This window comes from Nemorincola caseinilytica (assembly GCF_039540515.1).
In the GTDB taxonomy this organism is placed as follows: domain Bacteria; phylum Bacteroidota; class Bacteroidia; order Chitinophagales; family Chitinophagaceae; genus Nemorincola; species Nemorincola caseinilytica.
The window spans coordinates 97824-114485 of record NZ_BAABFA010000009.1 but is presented as its reverse complement, the minus strand read 5'-3'; the positions used below and the strand labels follow the sequence as shown (position 1 = coordinate 114485).

The 16662-nt window shown below is 54.1% G+C and carries 12 protein-coding genes; 8 read left to right on the top strand and 4 right to left on the bottom strand.

The features are described from left to right. Positions 1-121: 121 nt before the first annotated feature. Positions 122-1594: a glycoside hydrolase family 10-like protein gene (locus ABD843_RS07055; protein WP_345080637.1), complete on the top strand. Its 1473-nt coding sequence runs from the start codon at positions 122-124 to the stop codon at positions 1592-1594. 70 nt (positions 1595-1664) lie between these two features. Then, a complete protein-coding gene (locus ABD843_RS07050; protein ID WP_345080634.1) occupies positions 1665-2297 on the top strand; it encodes a hypothetical protein in 633 nt (210 codons plus the stop codon). A 33-nt stretch (positions 2298-2330) separates the two neighbouring features. Here the strand turns inward: ABD843_RS07050 and ABD843_RS07045 are convergent, their stop codons facing one another. Then, the gene (locus tag ABD843_RS07045; protein WP_345080631.1) at positions 2331-2879 is read right to left on the bottom strand and encodes a hypothetical protein; all 549 of its coding nucleotides are present in this window, start codon (positions 2877-2879) and stop codon (positions 2331-2333) included. 127 nt (positions 2880-3006) lie between these two features. On the opposite strand from ABD843_RS07045, the gene pheS reads away from it, so the two are divergent. Beyond that, a complete protein-coding gene (pheS, locus tag ABD843_RS07040; protein ID WP_425575689.1) occupies positions 3007-4143 on the top strand; it encodes a phenylalanine--tRNA ligase subunit alpha in 1137 nt (378 codons plus the stop codon). A 117-nt stretch (positions 4144-4260) separates the two neighbouring features. Here pheS and ABD843_RS07035 read toward each other — a convergent pair whose 3' ends face one another. Next, positions 4261-7209 (bottom strand): M16 family metallopeptidase, encoded by a 2949-nt coding sequence (locus ABD843_RS07035; RefSeq protein ID WP_345080628.1) that lies wholly within the window; start codon positions 7207-7209, stop codon positions 4261-4263. A gap of 159 nt (positions 7210-7368) precedes the next feature. Beyond that, positions 7369-7905, bottom strand: coding sequence for a peptide-methionine (R)-S-oxide reductase MsrB (msrB, locus tag ABD843_RS07030; protein WP_345080625.1), 537 nt, complete (start codon positions 7903-7905; stop codon positions 7369-7371). Between the two features lie 115 nt (positions 7906-8020). Here msrB and ABD843_RS07025 point away from each other — a divergent pair, with 115 nt between their 5' ends. Next, complete coding sequence (locus tag ABD843_RS07025) at positions 8021-9328, top strand: cryptochrome/photolyase family protein (RefSeq protein WP_345080622.1); 1308 nt, start codon at positions 8021-8023, stop codon at positions 9326-9328. A 30-nt stretch (positions 9329-9358) separates the two neighbouring features. Continuing rightward, positions 9359-10882 carry a glutamate--tRNA ligase gene (gene gltX / locus ABD843_RS07020; protein ID WP_345080619.1) on the top strand — a complete coding sequence of 508 codons (1524 nt, stop codon included), beginning with the start codon at positions 9359-9361 and terminating at the stop codon, positions 10880-10882. 222 nt (positions 10883-11104) lie between these two features. Here the strand turns inward: gltX and ABD843_RS07015 are convergent, their stop codons facing one another. Beyond that, positions 11105-13564 carry an outer membrane beta-barrel protein gene (locus ABD843_RS07015; RefSeq protein ID WP_345080617.1) on the bottom strand — a complete coding sequence of 820 codons (2460 nt, stop codon included), beginning with the start codon at positions 13562-13564 and terminating at the stop codon, positions 11105-11107. 236 nt (positions 13565-13800) lie between these two features. Between ABD843_RS07015 and ABD843_RS07010 the strand changes: the two genes are divergently transcribed. From ABD843_RS07010 to ABD843_RS07000, 3 genes are all read left to right on the top strand, one after another. Next, positions 13801-14508, top strand: a complete 708-nt coding sequence (locus tag ABD843_RS07010) for a hypothetical protein (RefSeq protein WP_345080613.1) — start codon at positions 13801-13803, stop codon at positions 14506-14508. A 169-nt stretch (positions 14509-14677) separates the two neighbouring features. Beyond that, positions 14678-15682, top strand: coding sequence for a hypothetical protein (locus ABD843_RS07005; protein ID WP_345080610.1), 1005 nt, complete (start codon positions 14678-14680; stop codon positions 15680-15682). Between the two features lie 75 nt (positions 15683-15757). Beyond that, on the top strand, positions 15758-16660 hold the full coding sequence (locus ABD843_RS07000; RefSeq protein ID WP_345080607.1) for a ribonuclease Z: 903 nt from the start codon (positions 15758-15760) through the stop codon (positions 16658-16660). Positions 16661-16662: the final 2 nt, after the last annotated feature.

Genomic DNA, 16662 nt, shown 5'->3' with positions numbered 1-16662 from the left:
TGTGGGTGCGAAGTGCCGGTAAGATATTGCAGTATCGCCGGTACAGATCTTTTCATTAACGATCTGATCGCAAATTGTGCCGAATGTGGTACTTTCACACGTCACAACTCCTTGCTACATCATGGTGCGTTTTTCGTCTTTGCTCGCAGCATTCTGCCTGTTGTTCCATATCGGTTCTGCTCAATCGCCCAAGCGCGAGTTCCGCGCCGCCTGGATCGCCTCTGTGGCCAATATAGACTGGCCGTCCAAGCCCGGGCTTGCCGCAGTAGAGCAGCAGCAACAGTTCATTCGCCAGCTAGATATGCTGCGCTCTGTAGGCTGTAATGCCGTCATAGTGCAGATACGCCCCGTGAGCGATGCCCTCTATGCATCCAAAAAAGAACCCTGGAGCCACTACCTCACCGGCAGGCAGGGCGAGCCACCATTTCCCTATTACGACCCCCTCATCTTCATGATAGAAGAGGCTCATAAGCGCAATATGGAGTTCCATGCATGGTTCAATCCCTTCCGCGCCCTTATGGACAGCAAGAAGAACCCCAACCCCCAAACGCATGTCACCCACACCCATAAGGACTGGATAATAGCCTATGGCGGCAAATCTTATGTGGATCCCGGTATACCCGAGGCCCGCGAATATGTGATAGATGTGATAATGGACGTGGTGAAACGCTACGACATAGATGCCGTGCATCTGGACGATTATTTCTACCCCTACCGTGTGCCCGGCCAGCAGTTCGCCGATACGAAGAGCTATGCCCGCTATGGCAAGGGCACCGACAAGGAGGACTGGCGCCGCGACAATGTGAGCCGCTTCATATCGCTGCTCAATACCAGCATCAAGAACGAGAAACCATGGATGAAGCTGGGCATAAGCCCCTTCGGCGTATGGCGCAATAAAAGCAAGGACCCCGAAGGCTCTGACACCCGTGGCGGCCAGACCACCTACGACGACCTGTATGCCGATGTGCTGATGTGGCTGCAAAAAGGCTGGGTAGACTATATGATGCCCCAGCTATACTGGGAGCACGATCACAAGGCCGCGCCTTTCTCTGTGCTGCAGCCCTGGTGGTACGAGCACTGCTACAAGCGCCATGTATACTATGGCCTGGGCCTCTACCGCATGACCACCGCCAAGAGCGGCCCATGGGCCAGTGCCAATGAGCTGCTGTGGCAACTGCGCGACATCAGGCAGCGCTGCCCCAATTCCGGCTATTCGTTCTACAGCTCTTCCTGCTTCGAAAAGATAAAAGCCCCCATCATGGACAGCCTGCGCGAGGGCCACAGCAAATACCCCGCCCTGGTGCCGCCCATGCCCTGGCTTGATGATAAAGCCCCCGCCGCACCCGTGGTAAAGAACACCGGCAATATGCTGGAATGGCAGGTGCCCGGCCACGATAAGGAGCGCCTGCGCTATGTGGTATACCGCTTCGGCGCCAATGAGCAGGTAGACCTGGAGCGTACCGACCGTATCCTGTCCATACAGCAGGAGCGTACATACAAGGTCACCGAAAGCCGCAAAAGCGCCATCTATGTGGTCACCGCGCTCGATCGCCTATCGAACGAGAGCGAGGCCAGCAATACCATAAAGCTATAAGTATCGAATATCGCTTACATAACACGCCTGTGACCTTTCTTGCCCATAAGGCGCTAAATTTGCCTCACGAATGGAATTGAACACATTACTTGCAGAAGTGACCGACAGGATAGTGCAGGACAATGCACTGCATGCCAAATGGCTCAATAGCCTGTCTATGATGGAAAATACCGGCGCCCGCAAGATAGCCCGCTACGAAGACCCCGTGCATACAGGTATCATAGTGCTGAAGCATGCGGCCGAAGAGGCGCGCCATGCCTACTACCTGAAAAAACTGATAGGCAAGCTGGATGCCAGCGCCTGCCCCGATTATACATATCCCTACCTTATAGCCCCGGTAGAGAGCTACCAGTATCTGAACAGGCTGGATGTAGAGGCCTGCCGCTACCTGAAAGAGCATATGGGCCTGCAGGGCCGCGCTATGATGCATGGCGCCTACCTGCTGGTCACCTACTCTATAGAGGTGCGGGCCGATATGCTCTATGGCATATACCAGGATGCCCTCTCTCGTCACCGCAGCAAGGTGAACGTGAAGTCTATAATAGCTGAGGAAGAAGGCCACCTGGAAGAGATGCAGCGCATGCTGGTCACCTTCCACCCCGAATGGGAAAGGATAGCTGCCGATGTATGCCGCATAGAGGCTCGCCTCTTCCGCCAATGGATAGTGGCCGTAAACGCAGCCGTGCAGCCTGTGGCCGCATAGCTATATGCAATGTCATAAATATCTTGCAGAAGATCAGTTATAGCTGCCGGTCTCGCGTAGCATGGTACCCGCATATGGGTAGTAGGTAAGTACAGGCTCACGCTCGTCTCCGTAGATGGGCATTTCGTAGGTGGCCACCAGGTGCTCTGCCAGCAGGTGCTCGTCCGCATCGCGGCCTATTGCCTCCTCGGCATAGAAGCTGTATGCCTCAAAACTGTCGAACACATTTATGGCAAAGGAAGGGTCGTTCTTTATCTCCTCGCTCAGGTCGGCTATTATATCGTGGCAGTAGGTCTTGTAGGTGTCTACTCGCGGGTCCAGGTCGCGCATCACTACATTGTACTCTGTACGCGTGGTATTGCCGGTGCGTATGTATTTCTTATGCAGCTCAAAGCCTATCAGCTCGGTAGCGCTGTCAGAGCAGGGAATGGTCTTGTACACCGTCTTGCCATAAGACACAAAGCTCAGTTCCCGCTCATGCGGTAGCTGCATATAGTTCATATCGCTCTGCAGGGCAGCTATCGCTACCGCAGATACACCTGCGAATAGTATGGTCCTTTTTATCAGCTTCCTGCGCGGCATAGAATAGTATTTAGTGTGTTGTACACGAAATTATAGATACACCATTTTAAAAGATCCACATAGACAAAATATTAACATTTTTATCGCGTAGCGGCGTAGCTAAATGGTGTAGAAAAATGGAATTCTTATGTCGTTATGCGCCATAGCGGGCTACCACAAGTACGGTCACATCCCATCTCCTCCCCTTGGGGGAGGCCGGGTGGGGCTCCTTATTCCCATTTCCAATATCTTTGCGCCCATGCCATCATTACAGGAACAGATACAGGCTTTCGAGCAGGAGATAAACGCATTCACCCCCGCCAACGCGGCAGACCTTGAGCAGTACCGCATACGCTTCCTTGGCGCAAAGGGTATAGTGAAGGCGCTGGCAGGCGAAATGAAGAACGTGCCCGCCGAAGAGCGCAAGGAGGCGGGCATTATGCTCAATGCCTTTCGCCAGCTGGCCGAGGCCCACTACGAGCGGTATGCCCATATGGGCAATGCAGGCAAGGAGAGCGACCGCAAAGGCGACATCAGCCTGCCGGGCTATCCCATGCCTGCCGGTACACGCCACCCGCTGCGCATGGTAGAGAATGAGATAGTATCCATCTTCGAGAAGCTGGGTTTCAGTGTGGCCACCGGCCCCGAGATAGAGGACGACTGGCACAACTTCACCTCGCTGAACATGCCCGAGCATCACACCGCCCGCGACATGCAGGACACCTTTTATGTGCAGCAGAACCCCGACCTGGTGCTGCGTACACATACATCATCGGTACAGGCGCGCATACTGGAGACACAGCCGCTGCCCGTGCGTGTGATATGCCCCGGCCGTGTATACCGGAACGAGACCATATCTGCCCGCGCCCACTGCTTCTTTCACCAGTGCGAGGGCCTCTATGTAGATAAGAACGTATCCTTCGCCGATCTGAAGCAAACGCTTTACCACTTCGTTACCGAGATGTTCGGCCCCGATACCAAGGTGCGCTTCCGCCCGTCCTACTTCCCCTTTACCGAGCCCAGCGCCGAGATGGATATATCCTGCACGGTATGCGGTGGCAACGGCTGCAACCTGTGCAAACATAGCGGCTGGGTAGAGATACTGGGCTGCGGCATGGTACACCCCGAGCTGCTGCGCAACTTCGATATAGACCCCGAGGTATACTCGGGCTTTGCCTTCGGTATGGGTGTAGAGCGCATCACGCAGATAAAATTCCAGGTCAATGACCTTCGCCTCTATTCGCAGAACGATGTGCGCTTCCTGCGGCAGTTCTCTTCCGTATAGATACAACTACACATACACAAGCAAGGGCGGCTCATTACAGCCGCCCTTGCTTGTTATATACTTTATCGCATTCCCCACATTATCGCATTCCCTCACATTCCCCACATCGTCACACTATCAGTACCCGAATATCTCCTTCAGTGTCAGTTTCCTTACAGGGCCGCACTTCTTCATGTCGTCTGCGCTCACCTTTTTTTCCGAGGCCACTATACAATAGGTATATGGCTTGGCGGCCAGGTTGGCCGCGTGGAATTTTTTCAGGTCGTCATAGTTCATCTTGTCAGTTGCCTGGTACACCAGCTTGCGTATGTCGTCTTGCACGCCGCGTTGCTCGGCTATCAGGTAGTTGGCTATTATATCGTCCTGCATTATGCGCTCTGTCTCCAGTTCTTTTTTCAGGGACTCTTTTGCCGTGCTTATACTATTCTGCACTGAGGGCAGGTCGTTCAGCAGCTCGTTCATCGCCGTCACCGATTCATTGAATTTATCGGCTTGGCACCCCACATAGGCCGATACCATGTAGGGATCCTCCTTCTTCTGCGGCAGGCCTACATAGGCATTGGTGGCATAGGCCAGCGCCTTGCTTTCCCTTATGGTCTGGAAGACCAGTGCGCCCATATTGCCGCCAAAGTAGTTGTTGAACAGGTCTATCACCGGCTGCTGCCCGGGCTCATAGCCGGGCACATTGCGCACCCAGCGTATCTCGCTCTGCACCATATCGTAGTCGGCAAAAAGCACCTCGTTGTCCTTCTGCTCTCTGAAGCTGAACTGCACAGGCTCCGGCGCTGCGGTGAACATGCCCGGCAGCTTGTGTGCCGCCTTCATAGATGTAGTGAGCGTGGTCATAGATGCGGGACCATAGTAAATGATGCGGTGACTGATACCCGATAGCCGGTGCATCATATCTACCATCCATGCGCCCGATAGCTGGTTCAGCTCATCTTCGGACAGTACATTGTTGAAGGGGTTCTTTTCGCCATAGCGGGCATAGTTCACCAGCCCCTGCATTATCATATTCTTGTTGCTGCGGGCATCGGCACGCGCCTTGGTCATACGCGCTTTCAGCGATGCCAGTGCCTCTTCATCTACCTTGCAGTTGGCCATCAGGTCTTCCAGCAGCGCTACGGCCTTGTCAAAGTTCTCCTGCAGCCCTTCCAGCGTTATGGTGGTGTGGTCGGCATCTACGCGCATACCATAGTTACAGGCCAGCTTGTAGAACTCTTTCGATATATCCTCTGCACTCTTGCTGTTCGTACCCAGGAACTGTATGTACTGTGCCAGCACTGCCAGCCTGCGCTCGCTGCGTGTGCCTATCTTGTACCTGTAGCTCATGCGGAAGAGGTCATTGTCGGCATTGTGTACATACAGTATCTCGGCAGGGCCTACACTGCCACGCTGCATGTCTTTGTTATAATCGATCCATACGGGCTTTATAGCATCTGTGGGGGTGTTCACCACCATCTTCACAAAGGCCGACTGTGCGTCCCTGTTCGTTTCTACAGGGGTTATGGCAGGCTTCGGCACCTTCACCACGTTCTTGTCCTCGCCCTTGCGCTTGTACACTACTACATAGTTATCGTTCAGGTACTTGTTGGCAAAGGCCACTATATCTGCCTTCGTCAGTTTCGACAGACGTTCGGCATATGTCACATTGTTCCTCCAGTCGTCCTCTGATGTGAATACGGCCATCAGTGCATAGGCGCGTGTGTCATACTTCTCGTTCTGCTGCATCAGCGTCTTCTTCGCATTATTGATGATGGATGTAAGCAGTTCTTCGTCAAAATTGCCCTTCCTCAGGTTCTCTATCTCGCCCAGCATCAGTGTTCGTACATCTTCCAGGCTCTGGCCCATGGTGGCATTGCCCTGCAGTACCATATAGCCATGGTCTATCAGTATGTCAGTATAGGCCGATGCCCTCAGCAGCTTCTGCTTCTTCACCAGGTTCAGGTCTATGAGGCCGGCGCGGCCATTGGTCAGCACCTTGCCTACCAGGTCGGCCAGCAGCGCATCTTTGTCGTGTATGCCCGGCATGCGGTAGCTGATGGTGGCATACTCGGCATCGGGCCCGTATACATCCTTTACTATAGGCGCGGTTATAGGCTGCTCGGGGCTGAAGGTATACTTCGGCACATCTGCCTGCTGCATGTAAGAGAAGTGGTCGTCTATCTTTTTTATCATCACATCGGGGTCAAAGTCGCCCGATACGATGATGCCCATATTGTTAGGTACATAGTACTTGTTGTAGTACTTGCGTATCTCTACCAGCGATGGGTTCTTCAGGTGCTCCACAGTGCCTATGGTGGTCTGCCTGCCATAGTTGTGGTTGCGGAAGAGCTCTGCCAGCGCCACCTCGTATACCTTCTCATTGTCGTTGTCCAGGCTTATGTTCTTCTCCTCGTACACGGCTTCCAGCTCGGTATGGAAAATGCGGAACACCGGGTCGCGAAAACGTTCCGCCTGCACCTTCAGGAATTTATCTACCGCATTGGCAGGTACATCCTCGGTATACACCGTCTGCTCGAAGGAGGTAAAGGCATTCGTGCCCTTCACGCCTATGGCTCCCATCATCTTGTCGTACTCATTGGCTATGGCCAGCTTCGCAGCCTCGCCCGATATCGAATCTATGCGCTTGTATATAGCCGTGCGCTTGGCCTCGTCCGTTGTCTTGTTATACTCCTCGTACAGGTGGGTTATCTTCGATATGTAGGGCTGCTCTTTCTTCCAGTCCTTCGTGCCATATGCCGTAGTACCCTTGAACATCATATGCTCCAGGTAGTGCGCCAGCCCCGTATGTGTTGCCGGGTCGGTCTTGCTGCCTGCTTTCACCGCTATGTAAAAGTGCATGCGCGGCTCCTTGTTCACCGGGCTCAGTATCACGGTCATTCCGTTCTTCAGCTCGTAGAACCGGGTCTTCGTGGCATCGCCGGCCACATATTTGTAGCTATACCCTCCCGACTTCGCGGTGGTCCATTGGTGTACGCCGCCATTGTCTTTGGCCTGCAATGCAGGTGCATACAGCAGGGCCGTCATCAGTAGCATACCTGCCGCTTTTCTTATCTTATTCATATCTGAAAGTATATGGGACATCAAAATTATGCATAATATCTGACCTGAGATGCAATAGTTAAAGAGATATAACGCGCTCACTCATGCGCTACATTATAGCGCTTCAAAAGCACGAATGGCATACTGTACCAGTATGCCATTCGCCTATATTTTATCGCGTCATTGCTTGTCAGGGTCAAAGTCCAGCACGGCCGAGTTCATGCAGAAGCGCTTGTACGTTGGCGCAGGTCCATCGTCGAATATATGCCCCAGGTGCGAGTCGCAGCGGCCGCAGCGCACCTCGGTACGCTCCATCCCGTGCGAGTTGTCCTCCAGGTATATCACACTGTTGGGCCGCAGGGGCTCATAAAAGCTGGGCCAGCCACATGTGCTCGAAAATTTTGCCGTGGAGCGAAAGAGCGGGTTGCCGCATACCACGCAGTAGTAGGTGCCCTTTACATCGGTCTTCCAGTACTTGCCCGAGAAGGCATACTCTGTGCCTGCCTGTCGCGCTATGCGGTATACATCGGGCGATAGTATCTTTTTCCACTCCTCGTTGCTCACGTTCAGGTGGCCGGTATCCGTGCGCGAGTAGTACGGGTTCTTGTTCGTCTGTTCTGTCATATCTGTTCTCTTTTGGGTCTTGTTCTGCGCATTGCTGCATGCTGCCAGCAGCAGGGCGCACAGAAGGGTCACAACAATTCTGGATCTGCGCATATCCATCCTATTTATGTAAAGTTACCACAATGTAGCGGCGCTTCCGCATACACTGCTCCCTAATAGCCTATAAGTAAGAATTATACTGCACTACCTCTGCCTTATCTTTACATTCATGCCTCCCGTTTCCATATTCTGGTTCCGCCGCGATCTTCGCCTGCACGACAATGCAGGCCTTTACCATGCGCTCCGCTCCGGCCTGCCAGTGTTACCCATTTTCATTTTCGATACCGATATACTCGATACCCTTCCCGACAGACAGGACCGGCGGTTACAGTTCATACACGATGCCCTCACAGGCATGCAGCAGAAACTGGTAGCTATGGGCAGTACGTTACAGGTATTCCATTGTTCCCCGCTGGATGCATTCCGCGCACTCGTCACGCAGCACAGTATAAGGGCCGTCTATGCCAACCACGATCACGAACCATCTGCTATTCGCCGCGATAGCGATGTGGCCGCGTTCCTGCATACGCTGGGCATCAGCTTCCATACTTTCAAAGACCAGACCATCTTCGAGCGTAGCGAGGTACTGAAGGACAATGGCGAACCCTATACAGTCTACACTCCCTACAGCAGGCGGTGGAAGGAACGTCTGAATGACTTTTATCTTCGTTCATACCCTACAGAAAAATACTTTGGCAACTTGCTTCGCTGCGCCCCATATCCCATACCCTCGCTGCAGCAGATAGGTTTCCTGCCCGCACCTTACCATGCAGTACCACCCGCGCTGGATGCCGGCATAGCCGCTACTTACGATACCACCCGCGATCTGCCGGCTATCAATGGCACTACCCGCCTCGGGGTACACCTTCGTTTCGGTACCGTAAGCGTGCGACAAATGGCCTTGCAGGCACAGCACCTGAACCCCATACTGCTCAACGAGCTCATATGGCGCGAGTTCTATATGGCCATCCTCTGGCACTTCCCCCATGTGGTCAACGGCTCTTTCAAAAAGGAATATGACAACATACAGTGGCGCAACAATGAGCAGGAGTTCGCCCTATGGTGCAAAGGGGAAACAGGCTACCCCATAGTAGATGCCGGTATGCGCGAGCTGAACGAGACCGGCCATATGCACAACCGAGTACGCATGATAGTGGCCAGCTTCCTCACCAAAGACCTGCTTATAGACTGGCGCTGGGGCGAGGCATACTTTGCCGAAAAGCTGCTGGACTATGACCTTGCCGCCAACAATGGCAACTGGCAGTGGGCCGCAGGTTGCGGCTGCGATGCGGCCCCTTATTTCAGGGTGTTCAATCCCCACTTGCAAACGCAGAAATTCGACCCCCGGATGGAGTATGTGGAACGCTGGGTCCCCGAGTACGACCAGCTTACCTATGCCCGCCCCATAGTACAGCACGATATGGCCCGCGAACGCTGCCTGCGTGTATATAAGGCCGCATTAGGTGCTGTCAAATAAGAATTCCCTTTTTCAGACTATTTTTGGCCCATGAAAGTCAGAGTACGTTTCGCGCCTAGCCCCACGGGTGGCTTGCACCTGGGTGGCGTGCGCACTGTATTATACAACTACCTCTTCGCAAAGGCCCATGGCGGCACCTTCGTGCTGCGTATAGAAGACACCGACCAGAACCGCTATGTGCCCGGCGCAGAGCAGTACATCATCGATTGCCTGGAGTGGTGCGGCCTCTCGCCCGATGAAAGCCCTGTAAAGGGCGGCCCTCATACGCCCTACCGCCAGAGCGAGCGCAAGGAGCTGTATCACAAATATGCCAAGCAGCTCATAGCATCGGGCCATGCATACTATGCGTTCGATACGCCCGAGGACCTGGAAAAAATGCGCCACGACCTGCGCAAGGACGAGCATACCCCTGCCCAGTACGATAGCAGCACCCGTATGAAGATGCGCAACTCCCTCACGCTCTCCGATGCCGAGACATGGGAGCTTATAGAGAGCGGTACGCCCTATGTGGTGCGCATAAAGATGCCCGAGAATGTGACCGTACACCTCAGCGATATGATATGCGGCGATATGTCATTCGAAAGCTCCCTCAGTGACGATAAGGTACTGCTGAAGGCCGATGGTATGCCTACCTATCACCTTGCCGTGGTGGTGGACGATCACCTGATGGAGATAACGCATGCCTTCCGTGGACAGGAATGGCTGCCCAGCGCGCCCGTACATGTGCTGCTGTGGGAGTACCTGGGCTGGAAGGACAAGATGCCCCGCTGGGCGCACCTGCCCCTGATACTGAAGCCTGATGGCAATGGCAAGCTGAGCAAGCGCGATGGCGACAGGCTGGGCTTCCCCGTTTTTGCCATGAACTGGAACGACCCCAAGACCGGCGAGCTCACATCGGGCTTCCGCGAAATAGGTTTCATACCACAGGCATTTGTGAACATGCTGGCCATGCTGGGCTGGAACGATGGCAGCGGGCAGGAGATATTCTCTATGCCCGAGCTCATCAGCAAGTTCTCTATAGAGCGTGTACACAAGGGCGGCGCCAAGTTCGATTTCGATAAGGCCAAGTGGTTCAACCACCAGTACATGCAGCAGATGGATACCGCTGCGCTGGCACAGCTCGTCGCCCCTTATATGGATAAGGAAATGGGCCCCGGCAACTGGGATATGAATACCCTGCTTACAGTGATACCCATGATAAAGGAACGCTGCACCCTGCTACCCGATGTATGGGCCCAGGGGCACTTCTTCTTCCGCACACCTGAATTGATAGAGAAGGCCGCCATAGCCGATAAGTGGAACGACCAGAAGCAACTTTTCTTCACCACCTGGGCTGATGTCCTGGCCACGCTCGATGCGTGGGACGAACCCACTATCGAGGCCTCCTTCAACGAGCATGTGCAGCAGCACGGTATGAAGAAGGGCGACCTGATGCTGCCCTTCCGCATCATGCTGGTAGGTGGCAAATACGGCCCCGGCGTCTTTGCCATAGCGGCCCTGATAGGCAAGGGCGAGACCCTGAAAAGGATACAGGTCACACTTGCTGCGCTCTAACAGAGCATAGGGAACAGATACTAAAGAGGCTGCCACACGGTAGCCTCTTTGCTTTTATCAAAGACCTGTAAGCATACAGCGATACAGATCCCACCTCCCTCTCCTAGGGAGAGGTTAAAAGGAAAACCATCCGGGATAGGGGGGCTCCGGATGGCTGCGCTGTAACAGATACAGCTTTCACTTGCTAATATATAGAGGCGGGAAGAATGGTGCGTTGTTGTTCTAGCCGGTGGCATTGCCTGCTCGGCGTTTCTCATCTTCTGCGCCACCTCTGTGGCGCATAGTTGGTGGTACCGTACGCTTGCCAAAGCGGTAGGTGAATGACATGGTCACTTGTCTTGTATCTCTCTGTGCTACGAACGACTCGCGGTAGTCCACATAGGTGGATGTGGCGCGTGGGTAGCCGCGCCAGAAGATATCGGTAGCGTTCAGGCGCAGCGTTGCGCGTTTCTCCAGCAGGTTCTTCTGTATGCCTACGTTAAGCATCCATGTAGGGCGCAGGCTCATATAGCCATATAGCTGCGGCGCCTGGTAAAAGCCGCTCACCTCTGCGCTCCAGTCCTTGGGCAGCAGGAAGCTGTTGCTGCTGTTCGCGTCAAAGGTCACGCGGCCTGCGCTCAGGTTGGTGCCTGCTATGTCGCCCGTATAGTGGGCATAGTATACGTTGGCATTGGTGGTATTGTTCCACCAGCGCGTCACCTTTACCTGGTACGATCCGTTCACCCCGAAGTACTGCATGCTCTTCAGGTTCTTCTGTGTCTGTATGGTCACACGCGCTTCGGTGGGGCTGGGCTGTATCACCTCTGTTATGGGGTGTGCTGTACGCGTATAGTTCAGGTTGGTGATGAACTTCTGGTCGTGTACCCACGATAGCTCTGCCGAGTACGACAGGGCAGGTATCAGGTATGGGTATCCCTGCTTGAAGGTAGTAGGGTCCAGGTAGTAGGCCGATGGGTTCAGTTGATCGTAGTTGGGGCGTTCTATGCGCCTGCTCAGTGTCACGCCCAGGTCGTTCTTCTTGTTCAGGTGGCGCTGCACGGCAAAGCTGGGGAAGAGCTGCATATACCTGCGTGTGAATGTAGAATCTCCCTTTAGCGTAGTGGCATGCCCGTCAGCTATGGTCTGCTCGGTGCGCAGGCCCAGTTGTGTGCTCCATTTGTCATACTCCTTGCTCAGGTTCACATAGCCCGCGTTTATGTTCTCGTTGTATACAAAGTGATTGGTACGTCCCGCGTCTTCTACACGCTTGCCGCTGCTCAGGTCATAGAAGCGCAGGTCGTTATCCGATGTCACAAAGCTCGTCTTCGCACCTACCTCCATGTTTATCTTCCCGGGCAGTGTGCGGGTATGGTCCACCTTGCCCGATCGTATCTGTGTCATCCCGCGCAGGTCGCCGTTCAGTATCACCGGCGCTGCTATGGGCCGTGTATCACCCGCTACATCATTGTAGTAGGTAGTGGTAAAGTCTTGCGTGCCGCTGCTGGGGTATGCCGCATAGTCGGCATCTACCGTCAGGCTTTTGCCCCCGCTGTCAAAGGTGTGGCGCAGGTTCAGGTTGGCGGTGCGGCTGCCCCATATGTTGGGTGCGCGGTTCTCGGTTATGAAATGCCTGGGCATATCGGGCCTGTCGGCATCTTTCACCAGGGAGTAGTTATAGCCCTCCCGCAGAAAATCTGTCTGGTCGCCGTTGAACGCGCAGCCTATCGTGGTCTTTGCCGACAGGCTGTAGTCCATGCCTATGTTGCCCGAGTTCGATCCTATCTTGTACAGGTAGTTATTGTCCTGTATATACGCGCTGGCGAACTGCCCGCCCTCGAAGAAGTTCCTGTCCAGCGTCAGGTGGTTGAAGCCCTCGCGGTAGCTGCCATTGTAGTTGGCAAACAGGTTCACCTTCTTGTTCCTGTAGTTCATGTTGAAGCCCCAGTTGGTCTTGCCGTATATGCCCTGTCCATAGGTGCCGTTCACGCTGCCGTTCAGCCCTATCTTCTTGTCGCGCTTCAGCTTTATATTGATGATGCCTGCCGTACCTGCCGCATCATACTTTGCCGATGGGTTGCTTATCAGCTCTATGCTCTCTATAGCGTTCGATGACATGCTCTTCAGCATATTGGCCAGGTCCTGCCCCGATATAGGCTGTATCTTGCCATTTATCATCACGTTCACGCCCTGCTTGCCCTTCAGGCTTATGTTGTCGTTGTTGTCCACCGTTACCCCCGGCGACCGTGCCAGTACTTCCAGCGCCGTGCTGCCTGTGCTCACTATACTGCCCTCTACGTTCACCACCAGCTTGTCGGCACGCACCTCTACAAAGGGTTTCTGGGTGCGCACGGCCACTTCTTTCAGCTCGGTGGCCCTGGTGTGCAGCTTTATGTCGGGCATGGGTACATCGCTGCTGCCAATGGTAATAGGGGCCGATGCATACTCCTCATATCCCATCATGTTCACCCTTAGTATATAAGAGCCATCGGCAATAAGGGTGAGATGGTACTCCCCCTTTTCGTCGGTCAGCTCTGTCTTTGCCAGTACCGAATCGGTAGCCCGCAGCAGTAGTACACTGGCCAGCGATACCGGCTGCCCTGCCTCGTTCGTTATCTTGCCAGATACGCTACCGGCGCGGCTTACAGCGGCAGAAAGACCTATGATGATGAGGGCGGGGAAGAGCGTGCGAATGAGTGTGTACATGATGTTGCTGTTGACCATCCAAAAGTATCTGCACCCCTGCTGTGCGCGTTCACCCGCCGCGGGTGATTTGCATTATTCTAACAGATGCGTCCTTTATACGACCCCGAAAAGTGCGCTTGCGTTACACCATTCACAAAAAATGCAGGCCATTGCCAAAGAACCGACATGCACTCTGCCCAATGCGCCACCGCTGGCACATACTTTGCGCTTGTCTTTGTACTTAATATTCCGAGACCATGAGAACGCTGCTTACATGTACATGCATATGGGTCACCATCCTCTTCCTGCTACCGGGCTGCACCCGGGTCGACTCTAACGACCTGAAGGAGGATGTTCCCTATCACCAGAACTACAACATCACCTTCAGCAAGACGGACGATGCCACATATGTATCGGCCTATTTCCGTGTGCGCTCTGCAGGCGGCGCGCGGGTCATGCTTGCCAATGGCTCTTCCGTTACCATGAACGGCCGTACCGGCGCCACCTCCGATCCCTTCGACCGCACCCTGTACACATGGCAGTTCGCCGGCCTGCAGGACATCAATGCCGTACTTACAAAGAACGGCAAGGCCATCGTCAATACCACGCAGTTGTCAGATATAGGCGATGTGTCCTTCCCTGCCACGTTGGCCGCAGACATCAGCAAAAGCACAGGCTATACCTTTGTGTGGGAAGGGCCTGCACTGGCCACAGGTGAGCGCATGTATGTGGGCGTGGCCGGCCGCAGTACTACCGATACATCGCTCAATGCCAGCAACGAGATAGAGGTATCCGGCGCAAAGGCCATCATCACTGCCGAAGACCTGCAGCTCATTGCCCCCGGCAAGCTTACGCTATCGCTGCGCAGGCAGAAAAATATGAGCCTTGATGCCTACGATGGCGATGGTACGGGCTTTACATCGGTGACCCTCATCACTGCCAAAGAGATAACATTAAAGAACTGATACCATCTTCCTTTTCTGCTATGAGCCTATAACCTCTCTGTAGACCCTATTTTTTCTCCTGCAACGCTGGCGCACAGCATTGAAGCGTGATATTGTTGCGCTTATATTATTTGTCCTTCTTTGATATGTTTTATTTAGTTTTGCGCAATTATCACAAGCTACCCCTCTGATGCGCAAAATACTCACCAAGATATGCCTGCCTCTATGCCTGATGGCCCAGCCGGGTATCACATATGCTAAGGGCAAGGTGGATACCATCTTTACCCGCGATGGGGTGGATGTGTACATCAGGAAGAACAAGGGCAAAAAGCTGAAGATGATAGCCGAGCTGCGCCTTGCCGACCTGGAGACCGGTGTCACCGATCCCGGCCGCCTGTCTACCGGTGTCAATGCCGATTACTTTCTGCCTCGTTATGCTTCCTTCACCGGTAATATAAAAGGTACCTACTACAGCGTACAGCAGAATTTTGCCGAGGAGAAGAACAGGAGCAAGAACGTACTGGTGCCACATGTAGGCGCCAACATAGGCGCCCGCATACACTTCCTGGATAGGAGGGGAGAGGTGTGGAAAAAGGTGACCCTCGGCGTGTACGACGAATTCAACGAGGATGGCTCTCCGCATACGGCCATACGCTACCTGAGGGCAAAGTACCCGTGCAGGCGCATACTTGCTGTACGCGCAGGTCTCTACTACAACAATACGCCCGTATCTGCCGATATGAATGGCGACCTCCTGCGTCCCAGCGTACCCGGGGAGCTGTATACCGAGGATGGCACCAAATTCACAGGGCATTATTACACCAATAGCTACACCAAGGGTTACTATGTTGGCTTCAACCGCATACGCAACATCAATATCATGGTGAGCAGCAATGTTGATACCTTCGAGGGAAAAGGCAGGCACATTGCTTTCTACCGCGAGCTATATGCCGATGTCATCTTCGGCGATACCCGGTTCGATCCGCTGCAGGTGGCCAATAAAGAATACCCCATCGTCCCCAATGCTCCCGGCAGCTTTCGCACAGGTGCACTGGGTTTCCGTGTAGGCGGCCGCGCTATGTCGCGCCGCAGCCCCGGTACTATCGGTGGCTTCTACGAAATAGGTATGCGGCCGGGGCTCTACCTCAGGGGGGCATATGCCTGTGTAGGTTTCACTTTCTGCTATATAAAGTAAGGGTCGTTCTTCCTGTAGCGGTCTCTTCTTCCGCCCCTCTTTCATCTGTGGCCCTTCTTGTTTAAATTTGTTCAGATGAGAGTCACCATACTCGGCAACAATTCCGCTTTACCCGCTTTTGGCCGCCACCCCTCTGCGCAGACCGTCACCGTATTTGGCGAGGTGCTGCTGCTGGATTGCGGCGAGGGCACCCAGCTACAGATGCAGCGCTATGGTGTGAAATGGAAGAACGTACACCACATCTTCATCAGCCATCTTCATGGCGATCATTACTTCGGCCTGCCCGGCCTCATCAACAGCATGAGCCTGCTGGGCCGCATAGCGCCGCTGCACCTCTATGCCCCTGCAGGCCTCAGGCCCATTATCGATGCAATACTGGCCGTGGCCGATACCCGCCTGTGCTACGAACTGCATTTTCACCCACTGCCTGCCGGTACCGAAGTGATAGCAGATACCGATGTTTTCTCCGTTACCTGCTTCCCACTGCAGCATGGTATAGAGTGTCATGGCTTCCTGGTGACCACTAAGACACGCGGCCGCAGGATACTGCCCGACAGATGTAAGGAATACGGCATAGCGCCAGAATATTTCGAGGCCCTGAAGCGTGGCGAGGACCACACTATGCCCGATGGCACAGTGGTAAAGAATGCATGGGTGACCGCCGATGGCCCTGCGCCCAAAAAGTATGCCTACTGCTCCGATACCGTATATACCGAAAGTTTTCTGCCCCTTATACAGGGCGCCGATGGCATATACCACGAGGCGACTTACCTTCACCAGGACGCAGCCCGCGCCGCTATGCGCCATCACAGTACTGCCATACAGGCCGCCACGCTGGCACAAAAGGCCAATGCACGCACCCTGCTGCTAGGGCATTTCTCATCGAAATACAAGGAACTGGAACCCTTCCGCGAAGAGGCTGCAACTATCTTTCCCAATGTTGTGATAGGAATGGAAGGCATGGCCTACGATCTCTAATT